The sequence below is a fragment of the Mycobacterium sp. GA-2829 genome (genome assembly GCF_001499965.1).
Taxonomy (GTDB): domain Bacteria; phylum Actinomycetota; class Actinomycetes; order Mycobacteriales; family Mycobacteriaceae; genus Mycobacterium.
Map to the genome: position 1 here is coordinate 19,279 of NZ_LQIT01000033.1, position 20,131 is coordinate 39,409.

Sequence of the window (20,131 nt, forward strand, 5' to 3'; positions counted from 1 at the left end):
AGTGAGGTCAGGCGTCGGCGCGGAGCCGTTCCAGGGCGGCGCGCACCCGCACCGGATCCGTGGTCGCCCAGAACGGCGGCAGCGAGGCCCGCAGATAACCGGCGTAGCGGGCGGTGGCCATCCGGGAGTCCAGCACCGCGACCACCCCGCGGTCGTCGATGCGGCGCAGCAGCCGGCCCGCACCCTGGGCCAGTAGCAGCGCGGCGTGGGAGGCGGCCACGGACATGAACCCGTTGCCGCCGTGCGCGGTGATCGCCCGCTGCCGGGCGGTCAGCAGCGGATCGTCGGGCCGCGGGAACGGGATCCGGTCGATGAGCACCAGCGACAGCGACGGGCCCGGCACGTCGACGCCCTGCCACAGCGACAGCGTGCCGAACAGCGAGGTCTGCGGATCGTCGGCGAAGCGCTCCACCAGCGCCGAGGTGGTGTCCTCGCCCTGGCAGAGCACCGGGGTGTCGAGGCGCTCCCGCATCACCTCCGCGGCGGCCTTGGCCGCGCGCATCGAGGAGAACAGGCCGAGGGTGCGGCCGCCCGCGGCGGTGATCAGCGCCTCGATCTCGGCGAGTTGTTCGGCCGATCCGGTGCCGTCGCGCCCGGGCGGCGGCAGGTGCGCGGCGACGTAGAGGATCCCGGCCTTGGCGTGTTCGAAGGGTGACCCGACATCGATGCCCTGCCACTTGGTGTCGGCCAGCCCCCAGGCGCGGGCCATGGCCTCGAAGTTGCCGCCGACCGTCAGCGTCGCCGAGGTCAGCACCGTCGTCGCGTGTTCGAACAGCCGGGTGCGCAGCAGGCCGGCCACCGACAGCGGCGCGACCCGCAGGATCGCGCTGACCGAACCGGACGGGCCGTTCTCGTGGTCCAGCCACACCACGTCGTGGCGGTCGGGGATGGCGGGGACGAACGAGTCGATGATCCGCTCGGCGGTGTCACGGACGTCGGTCAGCGCGGTCACCGCCTCGGTGCGCGCCGCGGCGGCCTTCGGATCGCTGGGCGCGGTGTCGATCGCGGTGCGGGCCCGGTCGGCGGCGTCGCGCAGCGTGGTCAGGTAGGTGGCCAGTTCGTCGTCGAGGCGGTCGATGCGCCCGGGGGTGCCGTCGTGGATCGCCGAGGACACCGTCGCGACCGCGGCCTCGAGCCGTTCGGCGAGTTCCGGGTCGACCAGCCGGGCGACCCGGCGGTGGGCCACCCCCATCGAGGTGGCCGACAGCTCCCCGGTCGCCACCGACGTCACCCGGTCGGCGAGTTCGTGCGCCTCGTCGATCACCACGGCGCTGTGTTCGGGCAACACCGCGGCGTCGGACATCGCGTCGATCGCGAGCAGCGCGTGGTTGGTGACCACGACGTCGACGTCGGCGGCCTTCGCGCGGGCCTTCTCGGCGAAACAGTCGGTGCCGTACGGGCAGCGCGAGACGCCGATGCATTCGCGGGCCGACACGCTCACCTGCCGCCAGGACCGGTCGGGCACACCGGGACGCAGTTCGTCGCGGTCACCGGTCTCGGTGTCCGACGACCACGCGGTCAGCCGCTGCACGTCGCGGCCGAGCGCGGTGGCGGCCACCGCGTCGAACAGTTCCTCCTGCGGCCGGTCGTCGGGCGCATCGCCGATGCCGGTGGTCCCATTGTGGATCTTGTTGAGGCACAAGTAGTTTCCGCGCCCCTTGAGTAACGCGAACTTCGGTTTGCGGGGCAGCGACGGGGCCAGCGCGTCGGCCAGTCGAGGCAGGTCCCGATCGACGAGTTGGCGCTGCAGGGCGATCGTGGCGGTCGACACCACGACGGGGTCGGCGGCGGTCATCGCGTGGGCGATCGCGGGCACCAGGTAGGCCAGCGATTTGCCGGTGCCGGTCCCCGCCTGCACCGCCAGGTGCTGACCGGTGCCGAAGGAGCGTGCGACGGCCTCGGCCATCTGCACCTGACCGGAGCGTTCGGCACCACCGACGGCCGCGACGGCGGCGGCGAGCAGATCGGTGACGGGCGCGTTCGAGTTCGCGCGGGTCTTGGTCACTGCCGGGAGTGCCCGGCGGGGGCGAGCACGCGGGTCGGAATGGCGGGTTCGCCGCGGGAGAGTTTGAGCCCGTCCCACGGCAGGCTGCGCAGCCCGGCGGCGACGCGCTCGCGCGCGGCGGCCAGATCGAGGTCGGCGACCGGTTCGCCCGCCCGCACCAGCGGAACCGTCAGGGGCCGCAGGTCATGACCGGATGGTGCGGTCGCGGGTTCGTCGAACGGGTGCACGATCTCCTCGACGACGGTGCCGGACGGTTTGGCCACCCGCGCGGCGTGTTTGCGGCCGCCCTGGGATGTCTTGTGCGTACTGCGTTTCTCGACGGGGATGCCGTCGACCTCGACGAGTTTGTAGACCATACCCGCCGTCGGCGCACCGGATCCGGTCACCAGCGAGGTGCCCACCCCGTAGATGTCGACGGGTTCGGCGCGCAGCGCGGCGATCGCGAACTCGTCGAGGTCGCCGGACACCACGATCCGGGTCTTGGTGGCGCCGAGGCCGTCGAGTTGGGCGCGGACCTGCCGGGCCAGTACGCCGAGGTCACCGGAGTCGATGCGCACCGCCCCGAGTTCGGGGCCCGCCACCGCGACGGCGTTGGCCACGCCCGCGGTGATGTCGTAGGTGTCGACCAGCAGGGTGGTGCCCGCGCCGAGCGCCTCGACCTGGGCGCGGAACGCGGCCACCTCGTCGGGACCGTCCCCGGTGGTGTGCAGCAACGTGAACGCGTGGGCGCTGGTGCCCAGCGCGGGCACCCCGTGCCGGCGCTGCGCCTCCAGATTCGAGGTGCCGGCGAATCCGGCCAGGTAGGCGGCCCGCGCGGCGGCGACGGCGGCCTCTTCGTGGGTGCGCCGCGACCCCATCTCGATCAGCGCGCGGCCCGCGGCGGCCCCGGCCATCCGCGCCGCGGCGGCGGCGATCGCGCAGTCGTGGTTGAAGATCGACAGCGCGAGCGTCTCGAGCAGCACGCATTCCGCGAAGGTGCCGTGCACCGACAGCACCGGCGAGCCGGGGAAGTACAGCTCACCCTCGGGGTAGCCGTCGATGTCGCCGCGGAAGCGGTAGCCGGCGAGGTAGTTCACGGTCTCGTCGTCGAGGAAGGTGCCGACCGCGGCGAGTGCCGTGTCGTCGAAGGTGAAGTCGCGCAACGCCTCGACCAACCGCGCGGTGCCGGCGACCACGCCGTAGCGGCGGCCCTCGGGGAGCCGGCGGGCGAAGATCTCGAACGTCGCGCGCCGATGGGCGGTGCCGTCGCGCAGTGCCGCGGCCAGCATCGTCAGCTCGTACTTGTCGGTCAGCAGCGCGGCTGTCACAGCTGCCACCGTAACCGGTGAGGTGCCCCCGGTATCCTGGCGACATGGTCACACCGGCGAAAGCCCCGGGTACCCGCGAGCAGCGCGACGTGGCTACGGTGCCCCAGCAGGACGAGGCCACCGATTCCCCCTGGGTCACGATCGTCTGGGATGATCCCGTGAACCTCATGACGTACGTGACCTATGTGTTCCAGAAGTTGTTCGGCTACAGCGAACCGCACGCCACCAAGCTGATGCTCCAGGTGCACAACGAGGGCAAGGCCGTCGTGTCGGCGGGCAGCCGGGAATCCATGGAGGTCGACGTGGCCAAACTGCATGCGGCGGGCCTGTGGGCGACCATGCAGCAGGATCGCTGACGAGGCCGCTGGAGTGCGCAAATGGAAGCGTGTGCAGACCCCCGACGGCGCGAGGTTCCGGTCGGCGCTGGAACCGCATGAGGCGGCGCTGCTGCAGAGTCTGGTGACCTCGGTCAAGGGTATGCTCGACGAACGCGAATCATCGGCTCCCGCAGACGAACTCGAGGAGATCACCGGGATGCGCACCGGGCACTCCACGCCGCCGCAGGACGCCACGATGAAACGGTTGCTGCCGGATTTCTTCCGCGCGGCGACCGAGCACCCCGCAGGCTCCGGCACCGCCGAGAGCCTCAACAGCGCGTTGCGCAGCCTGCACGAACCCGAGATCCTGGCCGCCAAACGCGATGCGGCGCAACGGGTTCTGGACACCCTGCCCACCGGTGGCGGCCGCTTCGAACTCGGCGAGGACGATGCGCACGCCTGGGCCGCCGCCGTGAACGACGTCCGGCTGGCGCTGGGGACGATGCTCGACATCGACGCCGGCCTCGACGACCTGCCCGCCGACCATCCGATGGCCGGGCACGTCGACGTGTATCAGTGGTTGACGGTGCTGCAGGAGTATCTGGTGCTCAGCCTGATCGGGAAGCCGCTGCGATGAGCGGATCCATCACCGACGTCGCGGGCATCCGCGTCGGCCAGCACGACCGCCTCGACGCCGACGCCGAACTCGGCAGCGGCTGGGCCACCGGCACCACCGTCGTGCTCACCCCGCCCGGCACCGTGGGCGCGGTCGACGGCCGCGGCGGTGCGCCCGGCACCCGGGAGACCGATCTGCTGGACCCGAGTAACTCGGTCCGCCACGCCGACGCCATCGTGCTCACCGGCGGCAGCGCCTACGGGCTGGCCGCCGCCGACGGCGTGATGACCTTCCTCGAGGAGCAGGGTCGCGGGGTGGCCCTGGACGGGGGGACCGTCCCGATCGTGCCCGCGGCGGTGATCTTCGATCTGCCCGTCGGCGGGTGGGCGTGCCGGCCGACGGCCGAGTTCGGGTACGCCGCGGCCGCCTCCGCCGGGACCGAAGTGGCGGTCGGGACGGTCGGCGCCGGGGTCGGCGCCCGCGCCGGTGTGCTCAAGGGCGGCGTCGGAACGGCCTCGATCCGCCTGGACTCCGGGGTGACCGTCGGGGCGATCGTCGTCGTCAACTCCGCCGGTGAGGCGTTCGATACCACCACCGGGCTGCCGTGGATGGCCGAGTACCGGCGTGAGTTCGGTCTCGTCGAACCGCCCGCCGACCAGATCGCCGCCTACGCGGGGCGCCACCAGGAGCTCAGCCCGCTCAACACCACGATCGCCGTGGTCGCCACCGACGCCGCGCTGAGCCCGGCCGGCTGCCGCCGGGTCGCGGTGGCCGCCCACGACGGGCTGGCCCGCACCCTGCGGCCGTGTCACACCCCGCTCGACGGCGATACGGTGTTCGCGCTGGCCACCGGTGCGGTCGAGGTGCCACCGGACCCGACCACCCCGGCGTCGATGACGCCCGAGGTGCCGCTGATGACCGAGATCGGCGCGGCCGCGGCGGACTGTCTGGCCCGCGCGGTGATGGTCGGCGTGCTGGCCGCTGAGAGCGCGGCCGGAATACCGACGTACCGGGACCTGTTGCCCGGAGCGTTCGGAAGGGAGTGAGAACTTTGTTGACGATTCGCGCCGACCTGGTCGACGCCATGGTGGCGCATGCCCGCGCCGACCATCCCGACGAGGCCTGCGGTGTGCTCGCCGGTCCCGAGGGTTCGGACCGGCCGGAGCGGCACATCGCGATGCTCAACGCCGAGCGGTCGCCGACGTTCTACCGGTTCGACTCGATGGAACAGCTCAAGGTGTGGCGGGCCATGGACGAAGCCGACGAGGTGCCCGTGGTGATCTACCACTCGCACACCGCCACCGAGGCCTATCCCAGCCGCACCGACATCTCGCTGGCGCAGGAACCCGATGCGCACTACGTGCTGGTGTCCACCCGCGACCCGGACGACTACGAACTACGCAGCTACCGGATCGTCGACGGTGTCGTCATCGAAGAGCCGGTCACCATCGTCGAGCAGTACTGAGAGAAGGAAACCCATGGCTGTCACTGTGTCCATCCCGACCATCCTGCGCACCCACACCAAGGGCGAGAAGCGTGTCAGCGCGTCGGGCGCCACGCTCGCCGACGTCATCAGCGATCTCGAGGCGAACTACTCCGGCATCTCCGAACGGCTCGTCGACCCCGACAAGCCGGGCAAGCTGCACCGGTTCGTCAACATCTACGTCAACGACGAGGACGTGCGCTTCTCGGGCGGGCTGGAGACCACGATCTCCGACGGGGATTCGGTGACGATCCTGCCCGCCGTGGCAGGTGGGTGACCTTGGCGCGATACGACTCGGTGCTCGAGGCCCTCGGTAACACGCCGCTGGTCGGCTGCCCGCGGCTCTCGCCGCGCTGGGATGACGACGACAACGGACCGCATGTGCGGCTGTGGGCCAAACTCGAGGACCGCAACCCGACGGGGTCGATCAAGGACCGCCCCGCGCTGCGGATGATCGAACAGGCCGAACGCGACGGGCTGCTGGCGCCCGGTGCCACGATCCTGGAGCCCACCAGCGGCAACACCGGGATCTCGCTCGCGATGGCCGCCCTGCTCAAGGGCTACCAGATGATCTGCGTGATGCCGGAGAACACCTCGATCGAGCGCAGGCAGCTGCTCGAGCTCTATGGCGCGCGGATCATCTTCTCCCCGGCCGAGGGCGGTTCGAACACCGCGGTCGCCCACGCCAAGGAACTCGCGGCGGCCAACCCCGACTGGGTGATGCTCTACCAGTACGGCAACCCCGCCAACGCCGATGCGCACTACTACGGCACCGGGCCCGAACTGCTCGCCGACCTGCCCGAGATCACCCACTTCGTCGGCGGTCTGGGCACCACCGGAACGTTGATGGGCACCGGCCGGTTCCTGCGCGAACACGTGCCGGGCGTGCAGATCGTCGCCGCCGAACCCCGCTACGGCGAAGGGGTGTACGCGCTGCGCAACATCGACGAGGGGTTCATCCCCGAGCTGTACGACCCGGAGGTGCTGACCACCCGGTTCTCGGTCGGCTCATTCGACGCGATCAAACGCACCAGGGAGCTGGTCACCAAGGAGGGCATCTTCGCGGGTGTGTCGAGCGGAGCGATCCTGCACGCCGCCCTCGGCATGGCCGCCAAGGCCGTCAAGGCGGGTGAACGCGCCGACATCGCGTTCACGGTCTGCGACGCCGGCTGGAAGTACCTCTCGACCGGTGCGTACGCCGGTAGCCTGGACGACGCCGAAGACGCGTTGGAAGGGCAGCTATGGGCGTGAGCCCCGGGTATCCCGCCGCTACTCCTGCGCCGCAGCAGAAGCGGCCCGCCTGGGTGGTCGGCGGTGTCACGATCGTCAGCTTCGTCGTGCTGCTGTACGTCATCGAGCTGTTCGATTCGCTGGGTAGCCACCGCCTCGACGACAACGGCATCCGGCCGCTGGAGGCCGACGGGCTGTGGGGTGTGCTGTGGGCGCCGCTGCTGCACGCCAACTGGCAGCACCTCGTCGCCAACACCGGCCCGGCGCTGGTCCTCGGCTTCCTGATGACGCTGGCCGGATTGTCGCGGTTCATCTACGCGACCGCGATCGTGTGGATCCTCGGCGGCCTTGGCACCTGGCTGATCGGCAACATCGGCGCGCACTGCCCGTACGTCGGGGTGCGCTGCGAGGCCAACCACATCGGCGCCTCGGGGCTGATCTTCGGGTGGCTCGCATTCCTGATCGTGTTCGGGTTCTTCACCCGCAAGGTGTGGGAGATCGTCGTCGGCGTCATCGTGCTGTTCTTCTACGGCGGCATCCTGTTCGGCGTGCTGCCCGGCACCCCCGGCGTGTCCTGGCAGGGCCACCTGTGCGGTGCGGTCGCCGGGATCATCGCCGCCTACCTGCTGTCCAGCCCGGAACGGAAGGCACGCGAACTGCGCCGGTCGCGCAGCGCGCCGCCGTACCCGCTGCCGTGACCGACGCGACCGACGACCGGATGCGTCCGGTCGGGATCTTCGACTCCGGGGTCGGCGGGCTCACCGTGGCCCGCGCGATCATCGACCAACTGCCCGACGAGGACATCGTCTACGTCGGCGACACGGGCAACGGACCCTACGGCCCGCTGTCGATCCCGGAGGTGCGCGCCCACGCACTGGCCATCGGCGACGATCTGGTCGGCCGCGGCGTCAAGGCCCTGGTGATCGCCTGCAACACCGCGTCGGCGGCGTGCCTGCGCGACGCCCGCGAACGCTACGCCCCGGTGCCCGTGGTGGAGGTCATCCTGCCCGCGGTGCGGCGTGCGGTGGCGGCCACCCGCAACGGCCGCATCGGCGTCATCGGCACCGCGGCGACGATCGCGTCGGGCGCCTACCAGGATGCGTTCACCGCCGCCCGCGACACCGAGGTCATCGGGGTGGCCTGCCCCCGGTTCGTGGACTTCGTCGAACGCGGGGTCACCAGCGGCCGTCAGGTCCTCGGCATGGCCGAGGGCTACCTCGAACCCCTGCAGCGCGCCGACGTCGACACCCTGGTCCTCGGCTGCACGCACTATCCGATGCTCTCGGGATTGATCCAGCTCGCGATGGGTGACCACGTCACGCTGGTCTCCAGCGCCGAGGAGACCGCCAAGGATCTGCTGCGGGTCCTCACCGAACTCGATCTGCTGCGCCCGCATTCGGCCGCCCCGGCCACGCGGGTGTTCGAATCCACCGGCGATCCAACGGCTTTCACCACCCTGGCGGCACGGTTCCTCGGGCCGAGCCTGGACGGGGTGCGCCCGGTGCAGCGTCGCATCGATGCGTGACCCCGCCGTGGGGCGAATGGGCGCCGCAGCAAGGCTGTGACAAACCGGCCATGTTTTCGTCAAGGGCGGATTGGGCATGGCAAGCTAGTGGGCGTGCGAATCACCGTACTCGGTTGCTCCGGCAGTGTCGTCGGGCCTGATTCGCCGGCGTCCGGGTACCTCGTCACCGCTCCCGACACCCCGCCGCTGGTGCTCGATTTCGGCGGCGGTGTCCTCGGCGCCCTGCAGCGCCACGCCGATCCCAACGCGGTGCACGTGCTGTTGAGTCACCTCCACGCCGACCACTGCCTCGATCTGCCGGGGCTGTTCGTGTGGCGGCGCTATCACCCGACCCCCGCCACCGATCGCGGCGTGGTCTACGGCCCGGCCAACACCTGGTCCCGGTTGGGTGCCGCGTCCTCACCCGAGGGCGGCGAGATCGACGACATCTCCGACATCTTCGAGGTGTGTAACTGGTCGGACAACCACGCGGTGCAGATCGGTTCGCTGACGGTGCTGCCTCGGCTGGTGTGTCACCCGACGGAGTCCTACGGGATGCGGCTGACCGATCCCTCCGGTGCGACGTTCGTCTACAGCGGCGACACCGGGTTCTGCGATCCGCTGATCGAACTCGCACGCGGCGCCGACGTCTTCTTGTGCGAGGCGTCGTGGACGCATTCATCGGACCGCCCGCCCGGGTTGCACCTGTCGGGCACCGAGGCGGGCCGGGCGGCAGCCCAAGCCGGTGTCGGGGAACTGCTGCTGACCCACATCCCGCCGTGGACGTCGCGTGAGGATGTGATCAGCGAGGCCAAGGCGGAGTTCGACGGCCCGGTGCACGCGGTGGTCGCCAACGAGTCGTTCGACATCACCAAGCGCTGACGGACCCACCCGATAGGGTTGGCGCGTGTCCAGACGAGAAGACGGTCGGCTTGACGACGAGTTGCGGCCGGTCCGCATCACCCGCGGTTTCACCTCCCATCCCGCCGGTTCGGTGTTGGTCGAGTTCGGGGAGACGCGGGTCATGTGCACGGCCAGCGTCACCGAGGGGGTCCCGCGCTGGCGTAAGGGTTCGGGGCAGGGCTGGCTCACCGCCGAGTACGCGATGCTGCCCGCGGCCACGCACGACCGCTCCGACCGCGAGTCGGTCAAGGGCCGTGTCGGTGGGCGCACCCAGGAGATCAGCAGGCTGGTCGGCCGGTCGCTGCGTGCGTGCATCGACCTGAATGCGTTGGGGGAGAACACGATTGCCATCGACTGCGATGTGCTGCAGGCCGACGGCGGCACCCGCACCGCGGCGATCACCGGCGCGTACGTCGCGCTGGCCGATGCGGTGACCTACCTGTCGGCCGCGGGGAAACTGTCCGATCCGCGGCCGCTGTCGTGTGCGATCGCGGCGGTCAGCGTGGGCGTGGTCGACGGCCGGGTCCGGGTCGATCTGCCCTACACCGAGGATTCGCGCGCCGAGGTGGACATGAACGTCGTGGCCACCGACACCGGCACGCTGGTCGAGATCCAGGGCACCGGCGAGGGGGCGACGTTCCCGCGCTCGACACTCGACAAACTCCTCGACCTGGCGATGGCGTCGTGTGAGCAGTTGTTCGTCGTCCAGCGCGAAGCCCTGGAGGCGCCGTATCCGGGGACGTTGCCGGAGCCGACGTCGCCACCGAAGAAGGCGTTCGGAAGCTGACCGAGCTACTCGTTGCCAGCCGCAACCGCAAGAAGCTGGCCGAACTGCACCGGGTCCTCGACGCCGCTGGGGTGTCGGGGCTGACGCTGCTGTCGCTCGACGACGTCGCGCCGTTCGACGAGGCGCCCGAGACGGGGGCGACGTTCGAGGAGAACGCGCTGGCCAAGGCGCGGGACGCGTCCCGGGCGACCGGTCTGCCTGCCGTCGCCGACGATTCGGGTCTCGAGGTCGACGCGCTCAACGGGATGCCCGGGGTGCTGTCGGCGCGGTGGTCCGGCGCCCACGGCGACGATCCCGCGAACACCGAACTGGTACTCGCCCAACTGCGCGATGTGCCCGACGAGCGGCGGGGCGCGGCCTTCGTGTCCGCGTGCGCGCTGGTCGACGGCGACCGGGAGGTCGTGGTGCGGGGCGAGTGGCGGGGCGCGATCGTGCGGGCGCCGCGCGGGGAGGGTGGCTTCGGGTACGACCCGGTCTTCCTGCCCGACGGCGGCGACCGCACCGCGGCCGAGTTGACGCCGGCCGAAAAGGACGCCGCCAGCCATCGCGGGCGGGCGCTCGCGCAGCTGGTCCCGGCGCTGCGTGCGCTCGCCGGCTGACGTCACGCCCACGCGAGTTTTAGATAGACAACCTAATGGGTAGCATCCCCGTCGTGGCTCGGCATGGTGGGGAGACGACGGTGGCGCCTCGGGTGCGTCCGAACGTGCTCATCGCCGTGCTCGCCGCGGCAGGCATCAGCGTGTCGCTGATGCAGACACTGATCATCCCGCTCATCCCCGAACTGCCGACGCTGCTGCAGACCGGTCCGGCCAACGCGTCGTGGGCGATCACCGCGACACTGCTCACCGCGGCCGTCGCGACCCCGCTGTTCGGCAGGCTCGGCGACATCTACGGTCCCAAACCGATTCTGATGACCTGCGCGGCGCTGCTGACCGTCGGATCGGTGACCGCCGCGCTGAGCACCTCGCTGATCCCGGTCATCGTCGGCCGCGGGTTGCAGGGCTTCGGCATGCCGATCATCCCGCTGGGAATCAGCGTCCTGCGCGCGGCCGTCCCCGCCGACCGGGTCGGATCCGCGATGGGCATCATGAGCGCGTCACTCGGCGTGGGCGGGGCGCTGGGCCTGCCGCTGTCGGCGGTGATCGCGCAGAACTTCAACTGGCACGTGTTGTTCTGGTTCGCCGCCGGCCTCGGCGCCGCGGCGTTGCTCGCCTTCGCAGTGCTCGTACCGCCGGTCGGGTCGCGGTCCTCCGAACGGGTCGACCTACTCGGCGCACTGGGCCTGGCCGGCGGGCTGACCACCCTGCTGCTGGCGATCTCGAAGGGGCAGACGTGGGGCTGGACCAGCGCGACGACGCTCGGCCTGTTCGCCGCGTCGCCGATCATCTTCGCGGTGTTCGGCTGGTGGCAGCTGCGCACCCCGGCGCCGATCGTCGATCTGCGCACCACGGTCCGGCGGCCGGTGCTGACCACCAACCTCGCCTCGGTCGGCGTCGGGTTCGGGTTGTTCGCGCTGTCGCTGGTCGCGCCGCAGGTGCTCGAATTGCCGACCGAGACCGGGTTCGGGCTCGGGCAGTCGATGCTGCACGCCGGGTTGTGGATGGCGCCAGGCGGCCTGGCGATGATGGTCTCCGCCCCGATCGCCGCCCGCGTCGCCGCGGTGACCGGACCCCGCATCACGCTCGTCATGGGATGCGCGATCATCGCGGCCTCCTACGTCGCCGGACTGTGGCTCCTGGACAGCCCCGTCGAGGTGCTGCTCCTCAACGTGCTGATCAGCGTCGGCGTCGGGTTCGCCTTCGCCTCGCTCCCGGCGCTGATCAACGCGGCGGTCCCGGTGGCCGAGACCGCGGCCGCGAACGGGATCAACGCGTTGGCGCGGTCGCTCGGCACGTCGATCTCGAGCGCGGTGATGGGGGCGGTGCTGGCCGCGATGACCACCACGCTCGGCGGCCGGGTGCTGCCGTCGCTGGAGGGTTTCCACACCGCGCTGATCATCGCGGCGTGCGCCGCGGGTGTCGCCGGGTTGATCGCGTTGGCGATCCCGAAACCCGCGGTGGCCCGTGCGGCCGAGCCCGAGGCGGAGCCCCCGGTGCGCGACCTCGAGGCCGTGCTGACCCGGCTCGGGCGGCATTCGGCGCTGGGCACCTACGCCGACGGGACGTTCGTATCCCGCCGGACCTATGTACTGCTGTCACACCTCGACGAGGTGGGCGCGGCGTCGGTCGAGGAGATCGCCGACGCGCTGGGCGTGGACCCCGGGACCGTGAGCAGTGAGGCGTTCGTGATGCTGCGCGACGGCCTCGTCGCACCGGTCATCGAGGAGAGCGCACCCGCGTGGTCGGGGCGTACCCCGCGCTTCGCGCTCACCGACACCGGCCGGGATCGGTTGTGGCGGCAGCGCTCTCACAAGGTGGCGGGGTTGCGCCGGGCGGTCGGCACGTGGGACGACGCGGAGGTCTCGGCGCTGGTCGGCTACGTGACGCGGTTGACCGACGACATCGACGAGGCGCACCGCGGCGTCACACGCCGAAGCGCTCCCTGAGGCTCTTGGTCTGGTAGTGCTCGACGATGATGCCGAGCAGCGGGATGGTGCCCGCCAGCAGCACCCCGATGGTCTTGCCGATGGGCCAGCGCACCTTGACCGCGAGGTTGGCGGTGAACAACAGGTAGGCGAAGTACACCCAGCCGTGGATGGGCGCGACGATCCACAGGAACGGCCAGTCCACCTTGACGATGTACTTGAGCACCATCTCGGCGCACAGCACGATCAGCCAGATGCCCGTCGCCCAGGCCAGGATGCGGTAGTTGCGGACCGCCTTGGCGATCGTCTCGATCGACACCCCGGCGGGCGCGGTATCGGGCGTCTCCGGTGCGGTCATGGTGTGGTCCTGCCTTCGTTGTCGGCTTCGGCGAGTTCGGCGAGGTAGGCGTTGTACTCGCGCAGCGCGGGGTCGTCGTCGGGGGCGGGGGAGGTCTGCGTCGTCCGTTCCGGTAGCAGGTCGGCGGGGATCTCGGTGACGGTGGCGCGCGGTTCCGGCGGCGCCTCCTCGTACCGGACGAACTTGTAGTACGCGTAGACGCAGAAACCCGCGAACATCGGCCACTGCAGCGCGTAGCCGAGGTTCTGGAACGAGCCCGTCGTCGACTCCCAGCGGGTCCACTGCCACCACGCCAGCGCCAGGCAGCCGGCTGCGGCCGCCACGACCAGCAGGATCAGCGCTGGTCTCCTACGCCGTGTAGTGGACACGGCTCCACGGTACCGCCTGGTCCTCGGGTCGACGAACCGCGCGGGAGAGCCGGGACGGTACGATGGCGACGCTGCGGGCGTGGCGAAACTGGTATACGCGCGGTCTTTAGGTGTCCGTGCTCGAAAGAGCGTGGGGGTTCGAGTCCCTCCGTCCGCACTCCTGTGTCACCGGCCAGGCACCATGGCCTGGTGACACTTCTGCACAGGCTGCATTCCTATGCGTGACCGCGACGAGACGGGCCGGCCCCGCAACAGCCGCCCCCGCGACGCACTCGGCCGCCCGCTGCCGCCGGGCAGCGAGGGGGTGCCGCGCATCCCCGACGATCTGCACCTGCCCCCGGCCGAATCTTTGGTCTACGCGCAGGAACTCGTCGACGACGGCCGCGCCTTCCACGCCCACGAGGTGCTCGAGGCGGCGTGGAAAGACGGTCCCGACGACGAACGGTCGCTATGGCAGGGCCTCGCGCAGCTGATGGTCGGGATCACCCACATCCAGCGCGGCAACCCCGACGGCGCCCGCGCGCTGCTGCGCCGCGCGACCGACCGGCTGGCCGACGCCCCGGCGCGCTACAGCGTCGACGTCGCCGGGCTGATCGCCTACGCCGAGACGCTGCAGGCCGACCTCGACGCGGCGCGCGACATCCCCACCGACCGGTTGCGCCCCCCGCTCACCCGCTGAAACGCCCGCTTGCTTACGCGGTTAAGCGATAAGCTCGCTCTCGCCATGGAGAGTCAGATATCCGCTCCCGCATCCGCTGCCGCCCCGGCGGCCATCCGCAAGGCCGTCGCCGGCGCGTCGATCGGCAACGCCGTCGAATGGTTCGACTTCGCCATCTACGGATTCCTCGCGACGTTCATCGCCGCGAAGTTCTTCCCCGCGGGCAACGACACCGCCGCACTGCTCAACACGTTCGCGATCTTCGCCGCGGCGTTCTTCATGCGGCCCCTCGGCGGCTTCGTGTTCGGCCCCCTCGGCGACCGCATCGGCCGCCAACGCGTGCTCGCCGTGGTGATCCTGCTGATGTCGGCGGCCACGCTGGGCATCGGCCTGCTGCCGACCTACGCGAGCATCGGCGTCGCCGCACCGCTGCTGCTGTTGTTCCTGCGCTGTCTGCAGGGCTTCTCCGCGGGCGGCGAATACGGCGGCGGCGCCGTGTATCTCGCCGAATATGCCCGGGACCGCAGCCGCGGTCTGACGGTCACGTTCATCGCCTGGTCCGGGGTCGTCGGCTTCCTGCTCGGCTCGATCACGGTCACGGTGCTCCAGGCGCTGCTGCCCGCCGCGGCGATGGACAGCTACGGCTGGCGCATCCCGTTCCTGATCGCCGCACCGCTGGGCCTGGTCGGCCTCTACATCCGGTTACGCCTCGACGACACCCCGCAGTTCGCCGCGCTATCGGAGACCGACCGTGTCGCGGCGTCGCCGCTGCGCGAGGCGGCCACCACCGCGTGGCGGCCCATCCTGCAGGTGATCGGGCTGTTCATCGTGTTCAACGTCGGCTACTACGTGGTCTTCACGTTCCTGCCGACCTACTTCATCAAGACGCTGGAGTTCGGCAAGACCGCGTCGTTCGTGTCCATGTCGCTGGCCAGCCTGGTCGCGCTGGTGCTGATCCTGCCGCTGGCCGCACTCAGCGACCGCATCGGCAGGCGCCCGCTGCTCATCGGCGGCGCGGTGGCGTTCGTGATCCTGGCCTACCCGCTGTTCCTGCTGCTGAACTCCGGGTCGCTCGCGGCGGCCATCACCGCGCACTGCGTGCTGGCCGCCATCGAGTCGGTGTACGTCTCGACCGCCGTCACCGCAGGCGTGGAACTGTTCGCCACCCGGGTGCGCTACAGCGGGTTCTCGATCGGCTACAACGTCTCGGTCGCGGCGTTCGGCGGGACGACGCCCTATGTCGTCACCTGGCTGACCGCCTCCACGGAGAACAACCTGGCCCCGGCGCTGTACCTCATCGTCGCCGCGGTCGTGTCGTTGGCGACGCTGTTGACGCTGCGGGAGTCCGCCGGTCGGCCGCTGGCCGCGACCACGGCCGCTGACGTGCGACGATGAGCGGGTGAGCGGTAGGGGAGCGGCGCGGCCGACGAAGGCCGACGTGGCCCGCATGGCCAACGTGTCGACCGCGACCGTCAGCTACGTCCTCAACAATGTTGAGAGCCAACGGATCTCACCGAAGACCCGGGATGCGGTCCGCAAGGCCGCCGAGACGCTGGGTTACCGGCCGAACCTGGCCGCGCGCAACCTCGCCGTGGGCGGCAGCGGCGTCGTGCTCTACATCGTGCCCCGCATCGCGCTCGGCGAGCTGCCCATGGAGGTGGGCAGCAGGCTGACGACGGCGTTGGCGCGCCACGGCATCGTGCTGTCGCTGCAGTTCGAGACCGACGACGACCGCAACGTCGTCGATGCGATCAACGACCTCAACCCCGTCGCCGTCACCAGCGTCTTCCCCCTGACCGGTGCCGCACTGGCCGCCGCCGACGCCGCGGGCATCCCGCAGATCCACGTCGGCAGCGCGCAGCTGCGGGCCCTCGGCGATCTGCACCTGTCCATCGGCGCGCTGCGCGTCTCGCACCTGCAGGAGCGGGGCCATCGCAGATTCGCGTTCGCCTACTCCGACGTCGACAAACTGCGCCCGCTCGGCGACTACTGGCTGGCCGGGCTGCAGGCAGCCGTCCGCGAGTGCGGACTGCCCGAACTCGCGGTCGGCACCGTCGCGACCGACGGCAGCAACGCCGCCGCGGTGGTACGCGGATGGGTCGACGCGGGTGTCACCGCGGTGTGCGCGGATAGCGACGAGACGGCGTTCGTGGTGCTGCACGGGCTGCGCGCGGCCGGGCTGCGGTGCCCCGACGACCTCGCGGTCATCGGGGTCGACGCCCGCCCCCTCGGCGCGGTGAGCGGTCCGCCGCTGACCTCGGTCGGCTTCGACGCCAAGGAGATCGTCGACTTCGCTGTCGCGGCGATGATGGCCGAACTCGGCTACCCCGTCGAGTACCAGCCGAACAGCCGCGACATGGCCCGGTTGATCCAGCGCGCCTCCACTTGAGGCGTTACATCCAAACCGAAATTTGTTGCTTCCGGCCACGCTTACGCGTGTAAGCTGCCTCTCGCGTACAGAGAGGCGGATTACCGTGACCGTGAGTGCCAGCCCCGACGTGTACTTCGACCCGTACGACGTCGAACTCAATGCCGACCCCTACCCGATGTTCAAGCGTCTGCGCGAAGAGGCGCCGCTGTACTACAACGCCCAGCACGACTTCTACGCCGTGAGCCGCTACGACGACGTCTGCAAGGCGCTGGTCGACCACGAGACGTTCAGTTCGGCGCGCGGTGCGATCGTCGAACTCATCAAGGCCAACATCGACATCCCGCCGGGCACGGTGATCTTCGAGGACCCCCCGATCCACGACGTGCACCGCAAACTGCTCGCGCGCATGTTCACCCCGCGCAAGATCAACGCGCTCGAACCCAAGATCCGCGAGTTCTGCGCGCAGAGCCTCGATCCGCTCGTCGGCGCGGACGGCTTCGACTTCATCACCGACTTCGGAGCGCAGATGCCGATGAAGGTGATCAGCTCGCTGCTCGGCATCCCCGAAGACGATCAGGAGATGATCCGCGACTACGGCAACGCCCAATTGCGCACCGAGGCGGGCAAACTCATGTCGGCGGCCGAACAGGGCATGGTCACCGGGGAGGTCTTCGAGGCCTACATCGACTGGCGGAAGGACAATCCGTCCGACGACATCATGACCGAACTGCTCAACGTCGAGTTCACCGACGAGACGGGTACCGTCCGCCGGCTGCGCCGCGAGGAACTGCTGGTCTACCTCAACGTGGTGGCCGGCGCGGGGAACGAGACCACGACGCGCCTGATCGGGTGGGCGGCCAAGGTCCTCGCCGAACATCCCGACCAGCGGCGCGAACTGGTCGAGAACCCCGCTCTCATCCCGCAGGCGGTCGAGGAGCTGCTGCGCTTCGAACCGCCGGCCCCGCATGTGGCGCGCTACGTCACCCGCGACATCGAGATCCACGGGCAGGTCGTCCCGGAGGGCAGCGTGATGATGATGCTGATCGGCGCCGCCGTCCGCGACCATCGCCAATTCCCGCCCGACGGCGACGTTTTCGACATCCACCGCGAACCGCGTCAGCACCTCGCGTTCAGTGTCGGCACGCACTACTGCCTCGGCTCGGCGCTGGCCCGGCTGGAAGGCCGGATCGCGATCGAGGAGATCCTCAAGCGGTTCCCGGAGTGGGACGTCGACATGGCCAACGCCGCACTGTCGCCGACGTCGACTGTGCGGGGCTGGGATTTGATGCCGGCGATCTTGCGGTGACCGCCACCGCGCTCGTCGTCCCGAAGGACTGGGACGAGATCACCCCCGACTGGATGACGGCCGCACTGTCGGCGCACCACCCCGATGCGGTCGTCGACACGGTCACGGTCGAGCTGCGCGACGACGGCACCAACCGGCGGGCCCGGCTGCGCCTGGGCTATTCCGCGGGTTCGGGGCCGCAGACGGTGTTCGTCAAGGCGGTCGATCCGGCGCACCGTGACCTGGTCCGGCTGACCAGCGGGCTCTTCCACGAACCGCGGCTGTTCACCTCACGCGTGGACCTGCCGCTGGAACACCCGACCGTGTACACCGCGCTGATCGACGAGGTGGCCGAGGACTTCATCCTGGTGATGGAGGACCTCACCGCCCGCGACGCCGATCCGCGGGATGCGACGCGCCCGCTGACCGTCGAACAGGCCGCGACGGGTGTGCGGGGTCTGGCGCGGATGCACGGCAAGTATTGGGGGACAAGGGTTCTCGAGGAACCCGCGCTGGACTGGCTGGAACCGTTCGTCCCCTGGGACGGGATGGGCGCCGCACCGCTGTCCGAAGCGCAGAAGCGCCTCGGCGACGACGCCCCGGACGCGGTGCTGGCGTTGACCATCGGCGAACTCATCGACGACATCTGGAAGCCCTACATCCGCAGCCTGACCAAGGCGCCGCAGACGCTGCTGCACGGCGATCCGCACATCGGCAACACCTATCTGCTGCCCGACGGTGAGGTCGGCTTCCTGGACTGGCAGGTCGCCCGCCGCGGCAACTGGTCGCTGGACCTGGGCTACTTCCTGCAGGGCGCGTTGACTGTCGAGGACCGGCGCAGCAGCGAACGCCACCTGCTCGAGGAGTACCGCGACGCACTGGGCCTGCCCGCCGACGAACTGCCGTCCCTCGGGGAGATCTGGCTGCGCTACCGGGCGTCGGTGGCGCACGGGCTGACACTGTGGATGTGCACCGCGAGCGCGGGGGAGCTGTGGCAGCGCCCCGACATCGCGATCGCACTGGCGCAACGGTATTCGGCGGCCTACGCCGACCTGCAGACCAGCGAGGCGATCGCCGACATCGACACCTAACCGCGCCGCCACGGGCCGGGCAGCAGGCACACCGACACCGCGGAGATCACCGACACCCCGATCATGTACGCGGCGATCGAGTTGCTCGAGTGCGTCGCGGCGTAGAGCGCCGTCGCGATGGTCGGCGCGAACGCCGATCCCACCACCGCTGAGAGCGTGTAGCCCAGGGACACACCGCTGTAGCGCACATCCGGGTCGAACACGAGGCTGAACAGCGACCCGGTCACGCCGGCGGCCGGAGCCATCGCGAACCCGAACACCAGCACCACGGCGAGTAGGAACAGTCCTGGCCTGCCGGTGTTGATCAGCGCGAACACGGGCAGCACCGAGACTCCCATGGCCACGACGCCCGCGAGGAAGACCGGTTTGCGCCCGACGGCGTCGGAGACCCGGCCGAACACCGGATACATCACGACCGCCACCACGGCCGCGACGCAGACACCGAGAAGGGCTGCTGTGCGGTCGATTCCGGCGACAGTGGTGGCGTAGGAGACCAGATAGGCGACACAGATGTAGGCGAACACCCCCTGCGACAGATACGCGCCCGCCACGAGCAGGATCTGCCGCCAGTGCCGCCGCACCGCCACCGCGATCGGCAGGCGGACCACCGCCGCACGGGCCTGCACGGCGGCGAAGTCGGGACTCTCGGCGAGCGTGAGCCGGATCGCCAGCCCGATCGCGATCAGTACGGCGCTGGCCAGGAACGGAATCCGCCACCCCCAGGCCAGAAACTGGTCGTCGGGCAGCAGGGAGACCAGGAAGAACGCCAGCGTCGCGGTCGCGGTCCCCGCCGGGGCGCCCATCTGGGGGAACGCGCCGTAGAGCCCCTTGCGGTCGGCGTCGGCGTGTTCGACCGCCATCAGCGTCGCGCCGCCCCACTCACCGCCGACCGCGAAGCCCTGCGCCAACCGCAACAACGTCAACAGGATCGGCGCGGCGACACCGATCTGCGCGTAGGTGGGCAGCGCGCCCATCAACACCGTGGCGACGCCCATGATGAGCAGCGAGTACACCAGCATCCGCTTGCGGCCGATGCGATCGCCGTAGTGGCCGAACACGATTCCCCCGAGCGGGCGGGCGACGAAGCCGACGCCGAACGTCGCGAACGACAACAGCAGTCCGGTCGCGGCGGACACCTCGGGGAAGAACAGCTTCGGGAATACCAGCGCGGCGGCGGTGCCGTAGATCAGGAAGTCGTAGTACTCGACGGTTGTCCCGATGAAGCTCGCCGACGCGACCCGCAGCGGCGACGTCCTCACTGCGGCGGTCGCACCGGTGGCTGCCATGGGTGGACATTATCGGCCGATCCGCGGCCGGGCAAGGT

22 protein-coding genes and 1 tRNA gene are annotated in these 20,131 nt (G+C 70.3%); 18 read left to right on the forward strand and 5 right to left on the reverse strand.

The window, feature by feature from the left end:
- Positions 1–7: 7 nt before the first annotated feature.
- Together AU194_RS19395 and AU194_RS19400 are read right to left on the reverse strand one after the other, a co-directional pair.
- On the reverse strand, positions 8–2,005 hold the full coding sequence (locus AU194_RS19395) for an ATP-dependent DNA helicase (protein WP_059090889.1): 1,998 nt from the start codon (positions 2,003–2,005) through the stop codon (positions 8–10).
- Positions 2,002–3,321 (reverse strand): nicotinate phosphoribosyltransferase, encoded by a 1,320-nt coding sequence (locus AU194_RS19400; protein WP_082698715.1) that lies wholly within the window; start codon positions 3,319–3,321, stop codon positions 2,002–2,004. The genes AU194_RS19395 and AU194_RS19400 overlap by 4 nt, the downstream gene beginning before the upstream one ends.
- 35 nt (positions 3,322–3,356) lie before the next feature.
- Between AU194_RS19400 and clpS the strand changes: the two genes are divergently transcribed.
- From clpS to AU194_RS19460, 12 genes are all read left to right on the forward strand, one after another.
- Positions 3,357–3,668, forward strand: coding sequence for an ATP-dependent Clp protease adapter ClpS (gene clpS, locus AU194_RS19405; RefSeq protein WP_059090891.1), 312 nt, complete (start codon positions 3,357–3,359; stop codon positions 3,666–3,668).
- A 13-nt stretch (positions 3,669–3,681) separates the two neighbouring features.
- Positions 3,682–4,266 carry a DUF2017 domain-containing protein gene (locus tag AU194_RS19410; RefSeq protein WP_059090892.1) on the forward strand — a complete coding sequence of 195 codons (585 nt, stop codon included), beginning with the start codon at positions 3,682–3,684 and terminating at the stop codon, positions 4,264–4,266.
- Entirely contained in the window at positions 4,263–5,291 is a 1,029-nt protein-coding gene (locus AU194_RS19415) for a P1 family peptidase (RefSeq protein ID WP_059090893.1), read from the forward strand. Before AU194_RS19410 ends, AU194_RS19415 begins: the two co-directional genes overlap by 4 nt.
- Positions 5,292–5,296: 5 nt before the next feature.
- Complete coding sequence (locus AU194_RS19420) at positions 5,297–5,710, forward strand: Mov34/MPN/PAD-1 family protein (protein ID WP_059090894.1); 414 nt, start codon at positions 5,297–5,299, stop codon at positions 5,708–5,710.
- A gap of 13 nt (positions 5,711–5,723) precedes the next feature.
- Positions 5,724–6,005: a MoaD/ThiS family protein gene (locus AU194_RS19425; protein ID WP_059090895.1), complete on the forward strand. Its 282-nt coding sequence runs from the start codon at positions 5,724–5,726 to the stop codon at positions 6,003–6,005.
- Positions 6,006–6,007: 2 nt separating this feature from the next.
- Positions 6,008–6,979 carry a cysteine synthase gene (locus AU194_RS19430; RefSeq protein ID WP_059090936.1) on the forward strand — a complete coding sequence of 324 codons (972 nt, stop codon included), beginning with the start codon at positions 6,008–6,010 and terminating at the stop codon, positions 6,977–6,979.
- Positions 6,970–7,656 (forward strand): rhomboid family intramembrane serine protease, encoded by a 687-nt coding sequence (locus AU194_RS19435; protein WP_059090896.1) that lies wholly within the window; start codon positions 6,970–6,972, stop codon positions 7,654–7,656. The genes AU194_RS19430 and AU194_RS19435 overlap by 10 nt, the downstream gene beginning before the upstream one ends.
- A gap of 20 nt (positions 7,657–7,676) precedes the next feature.
- Positions 7,677–8,483: a glutamate racemase gene (gene murI / locus AU194_RS19440; RefSeq protein ID WP_059090937.1), complete on the forward strand. Its 807-nt coding sequence runs from the start codon at positions 7,677–7,679 to the stop codon at positions 8,481–8,483.
- Between the two features lie 87 nt (positions 8,484–8,570).
- Entirely contained in the window at positions 8,571–9,344 is a 774-nt protein-coding gene (locus AU194_RS19445; protein ID WP_059090897.1) for a cyclic nucleotide-degrading phosphodiesterase, read from the forward strand.
- A gap of 25 nt (positions 9,345–9,369) precedes the next feature.
- Positions 9,370–10,152, forward strand: coding sequence for a ribonuclease PH (gene rph, locus AU194_RS19450; RefSeq protein ID WP_059090898.1), 783 nt, complete (start codon positions 9,370–9,372; stop codon positions 10,150–10,152).
- Positions 10,149–10,751, forward strand: coding sequence for an RdgB/HAM1 family non-canonical purine NTP pyrophosphatase (gene rdgB, locus AU194_RS19455; protein ID WP_059090899.1), 603 nt, complete (start codon positions 10,149–10,151; stop codon positions 10,749–10,751). Before rph ends, rdgB begins: the two co-directional genes overlap by 4 nt.
- A gap of 53 nt (positions 10,752–10,804) precedes the next feature.
- Positions 10,805–12,697 (forward strand): MFS transporter, encoded by a 1,893-nt coding sequence (locus AU194_RS19460; RefSeq protein WP_059090938.1) that lies wholly within the window; start codon positions 10,805–10,807, stop codon positions 12,695–12,697.
- On the opposite strand, the gene AU194_RS19465 is transcribed toward AU194_RS19460, so the two are convergent.
- Both AU194_RS19465 and AU194_RS19470 read right to left on the reverse strand, forming a co-directional pair.
- The gene (locus AU194_RS19465) at positions 12,675–13,034 is read right to left on the reverse strand and encodes a DUF3817 domain-containing protein (RefSeq protein ID WP_059090900.1); all 360 of its coding nucleotides are present in this window, start codon (positions 13,032–13,034) and stop codon (positions 12,675–12,677) included. The genes AU194_RS19460 and AU194_RS19465 overlap by 23 nt on opposite strands.
- Entirely contained in the window at positions 13,031–13,402 is a 372-nt protein-coding gene (locus tag AU194_RS19470) for a hypothetical protein (RefSeq protein WP_059090901.1), read from the reverse strand. The genes AU194_RS19465 and AU194_RS19470 overlap by 4 nt, the downstream gene beginning before the upstream one ends.
- Positions 13,403–13,475: 73 nt before the next feature.
- Between AU194_RS19470 and AU194_RS19475 the strand changes: the two genes are divergently transcribed.
- The 6 genes from AU194_RS19475 to AU194_RS19500 all read left to right on the forward strand — a co-directional run bounded on the left by AU194_RS19475 (position 13,476) and on the right by AU194_RS19500 (position 18,807).
- A tRNA-Leu gene (locus tag AU194_RS19475) sits at positions 13,476–13,559 on the forward strand.
- Positions 13,560–13,613: 54 nt separating this feature from the next.
- Complete coding sequence (locus AU194_RS19480) at positions 13,614–14,081, forward strand: DUF309 domain-containing protein (RefSeq protein WP_157576241.1); 468 nt, start codon at positions 13,614–13,616, stop codon at positions 14,079–14,081.
- 45 nt (positions 14,082–14,126) lie between these two features.
- Positions 14,127–15,455: an MFS transporter gene (locus tag AU194_RS19485; protein WP_059090903.1), complete on the forward strand. Its 1,329-nt coding sequence runs from the start codon at positions 14,127–14,129 to the stop codon at positions 15,453–15,455.
- Positions 15,456–15,507: 52 nt separating this feature from the next.
- Complete coding sequence (locus AU194_RS19490) at positions 15,508–16,449, forward strand: LacI family DNA-binding transcriptional regulator (protein ID WP_157576247.1); 942 nt, start codon at positions 15,508–15,510, stop codon at positions 16,447–16,449.
- An 85-nt stretch (positions 16,450–16,534) separates the two neighbouring features.
- Positions 16,535–17,737: a cytochrome P450 gene (locus AU194_RS19495; protein WP_059090905.1), complete on the forward strand. Its 1,203-nt coding sequence runs from the start codon at positions 16,535–16,537 to the stop codon at positions 17,735–17,737.
- The gene (locus tag AU194_RS19500) at positions 17,734–18,807 is read left to right on the forward strand and encodes a phosphotransferase (protein ID WP_059090906.1); all 1,074 of its coding nucleotides are present in this window, start codon (positions 17,734–17,736) and stop codon (positions 18,805–18,807) included. Before AU194_RS19495 ends, AU194_RS19500 begins: the two co-directional genes overlap by 4 nt.
- Here AU194_RS19500 and AU194_RS19505 read toward each other — a convergent pair.
- Positions 18,804–20,093, reverse strand: coding sequence for an MFS transporter (locus AU194_RS19505; protein ID WP_059090907.1), 1,290 nt, complete (start codon positions 20,091–20,093; stop codon positions 18,804–18,806). The genes AU194_RS19500 and AU194_RS19505 overlap by 4 nt on opposite strands.
- Positions 20,094–20,131: the final 38 nt, after the last annotated feature.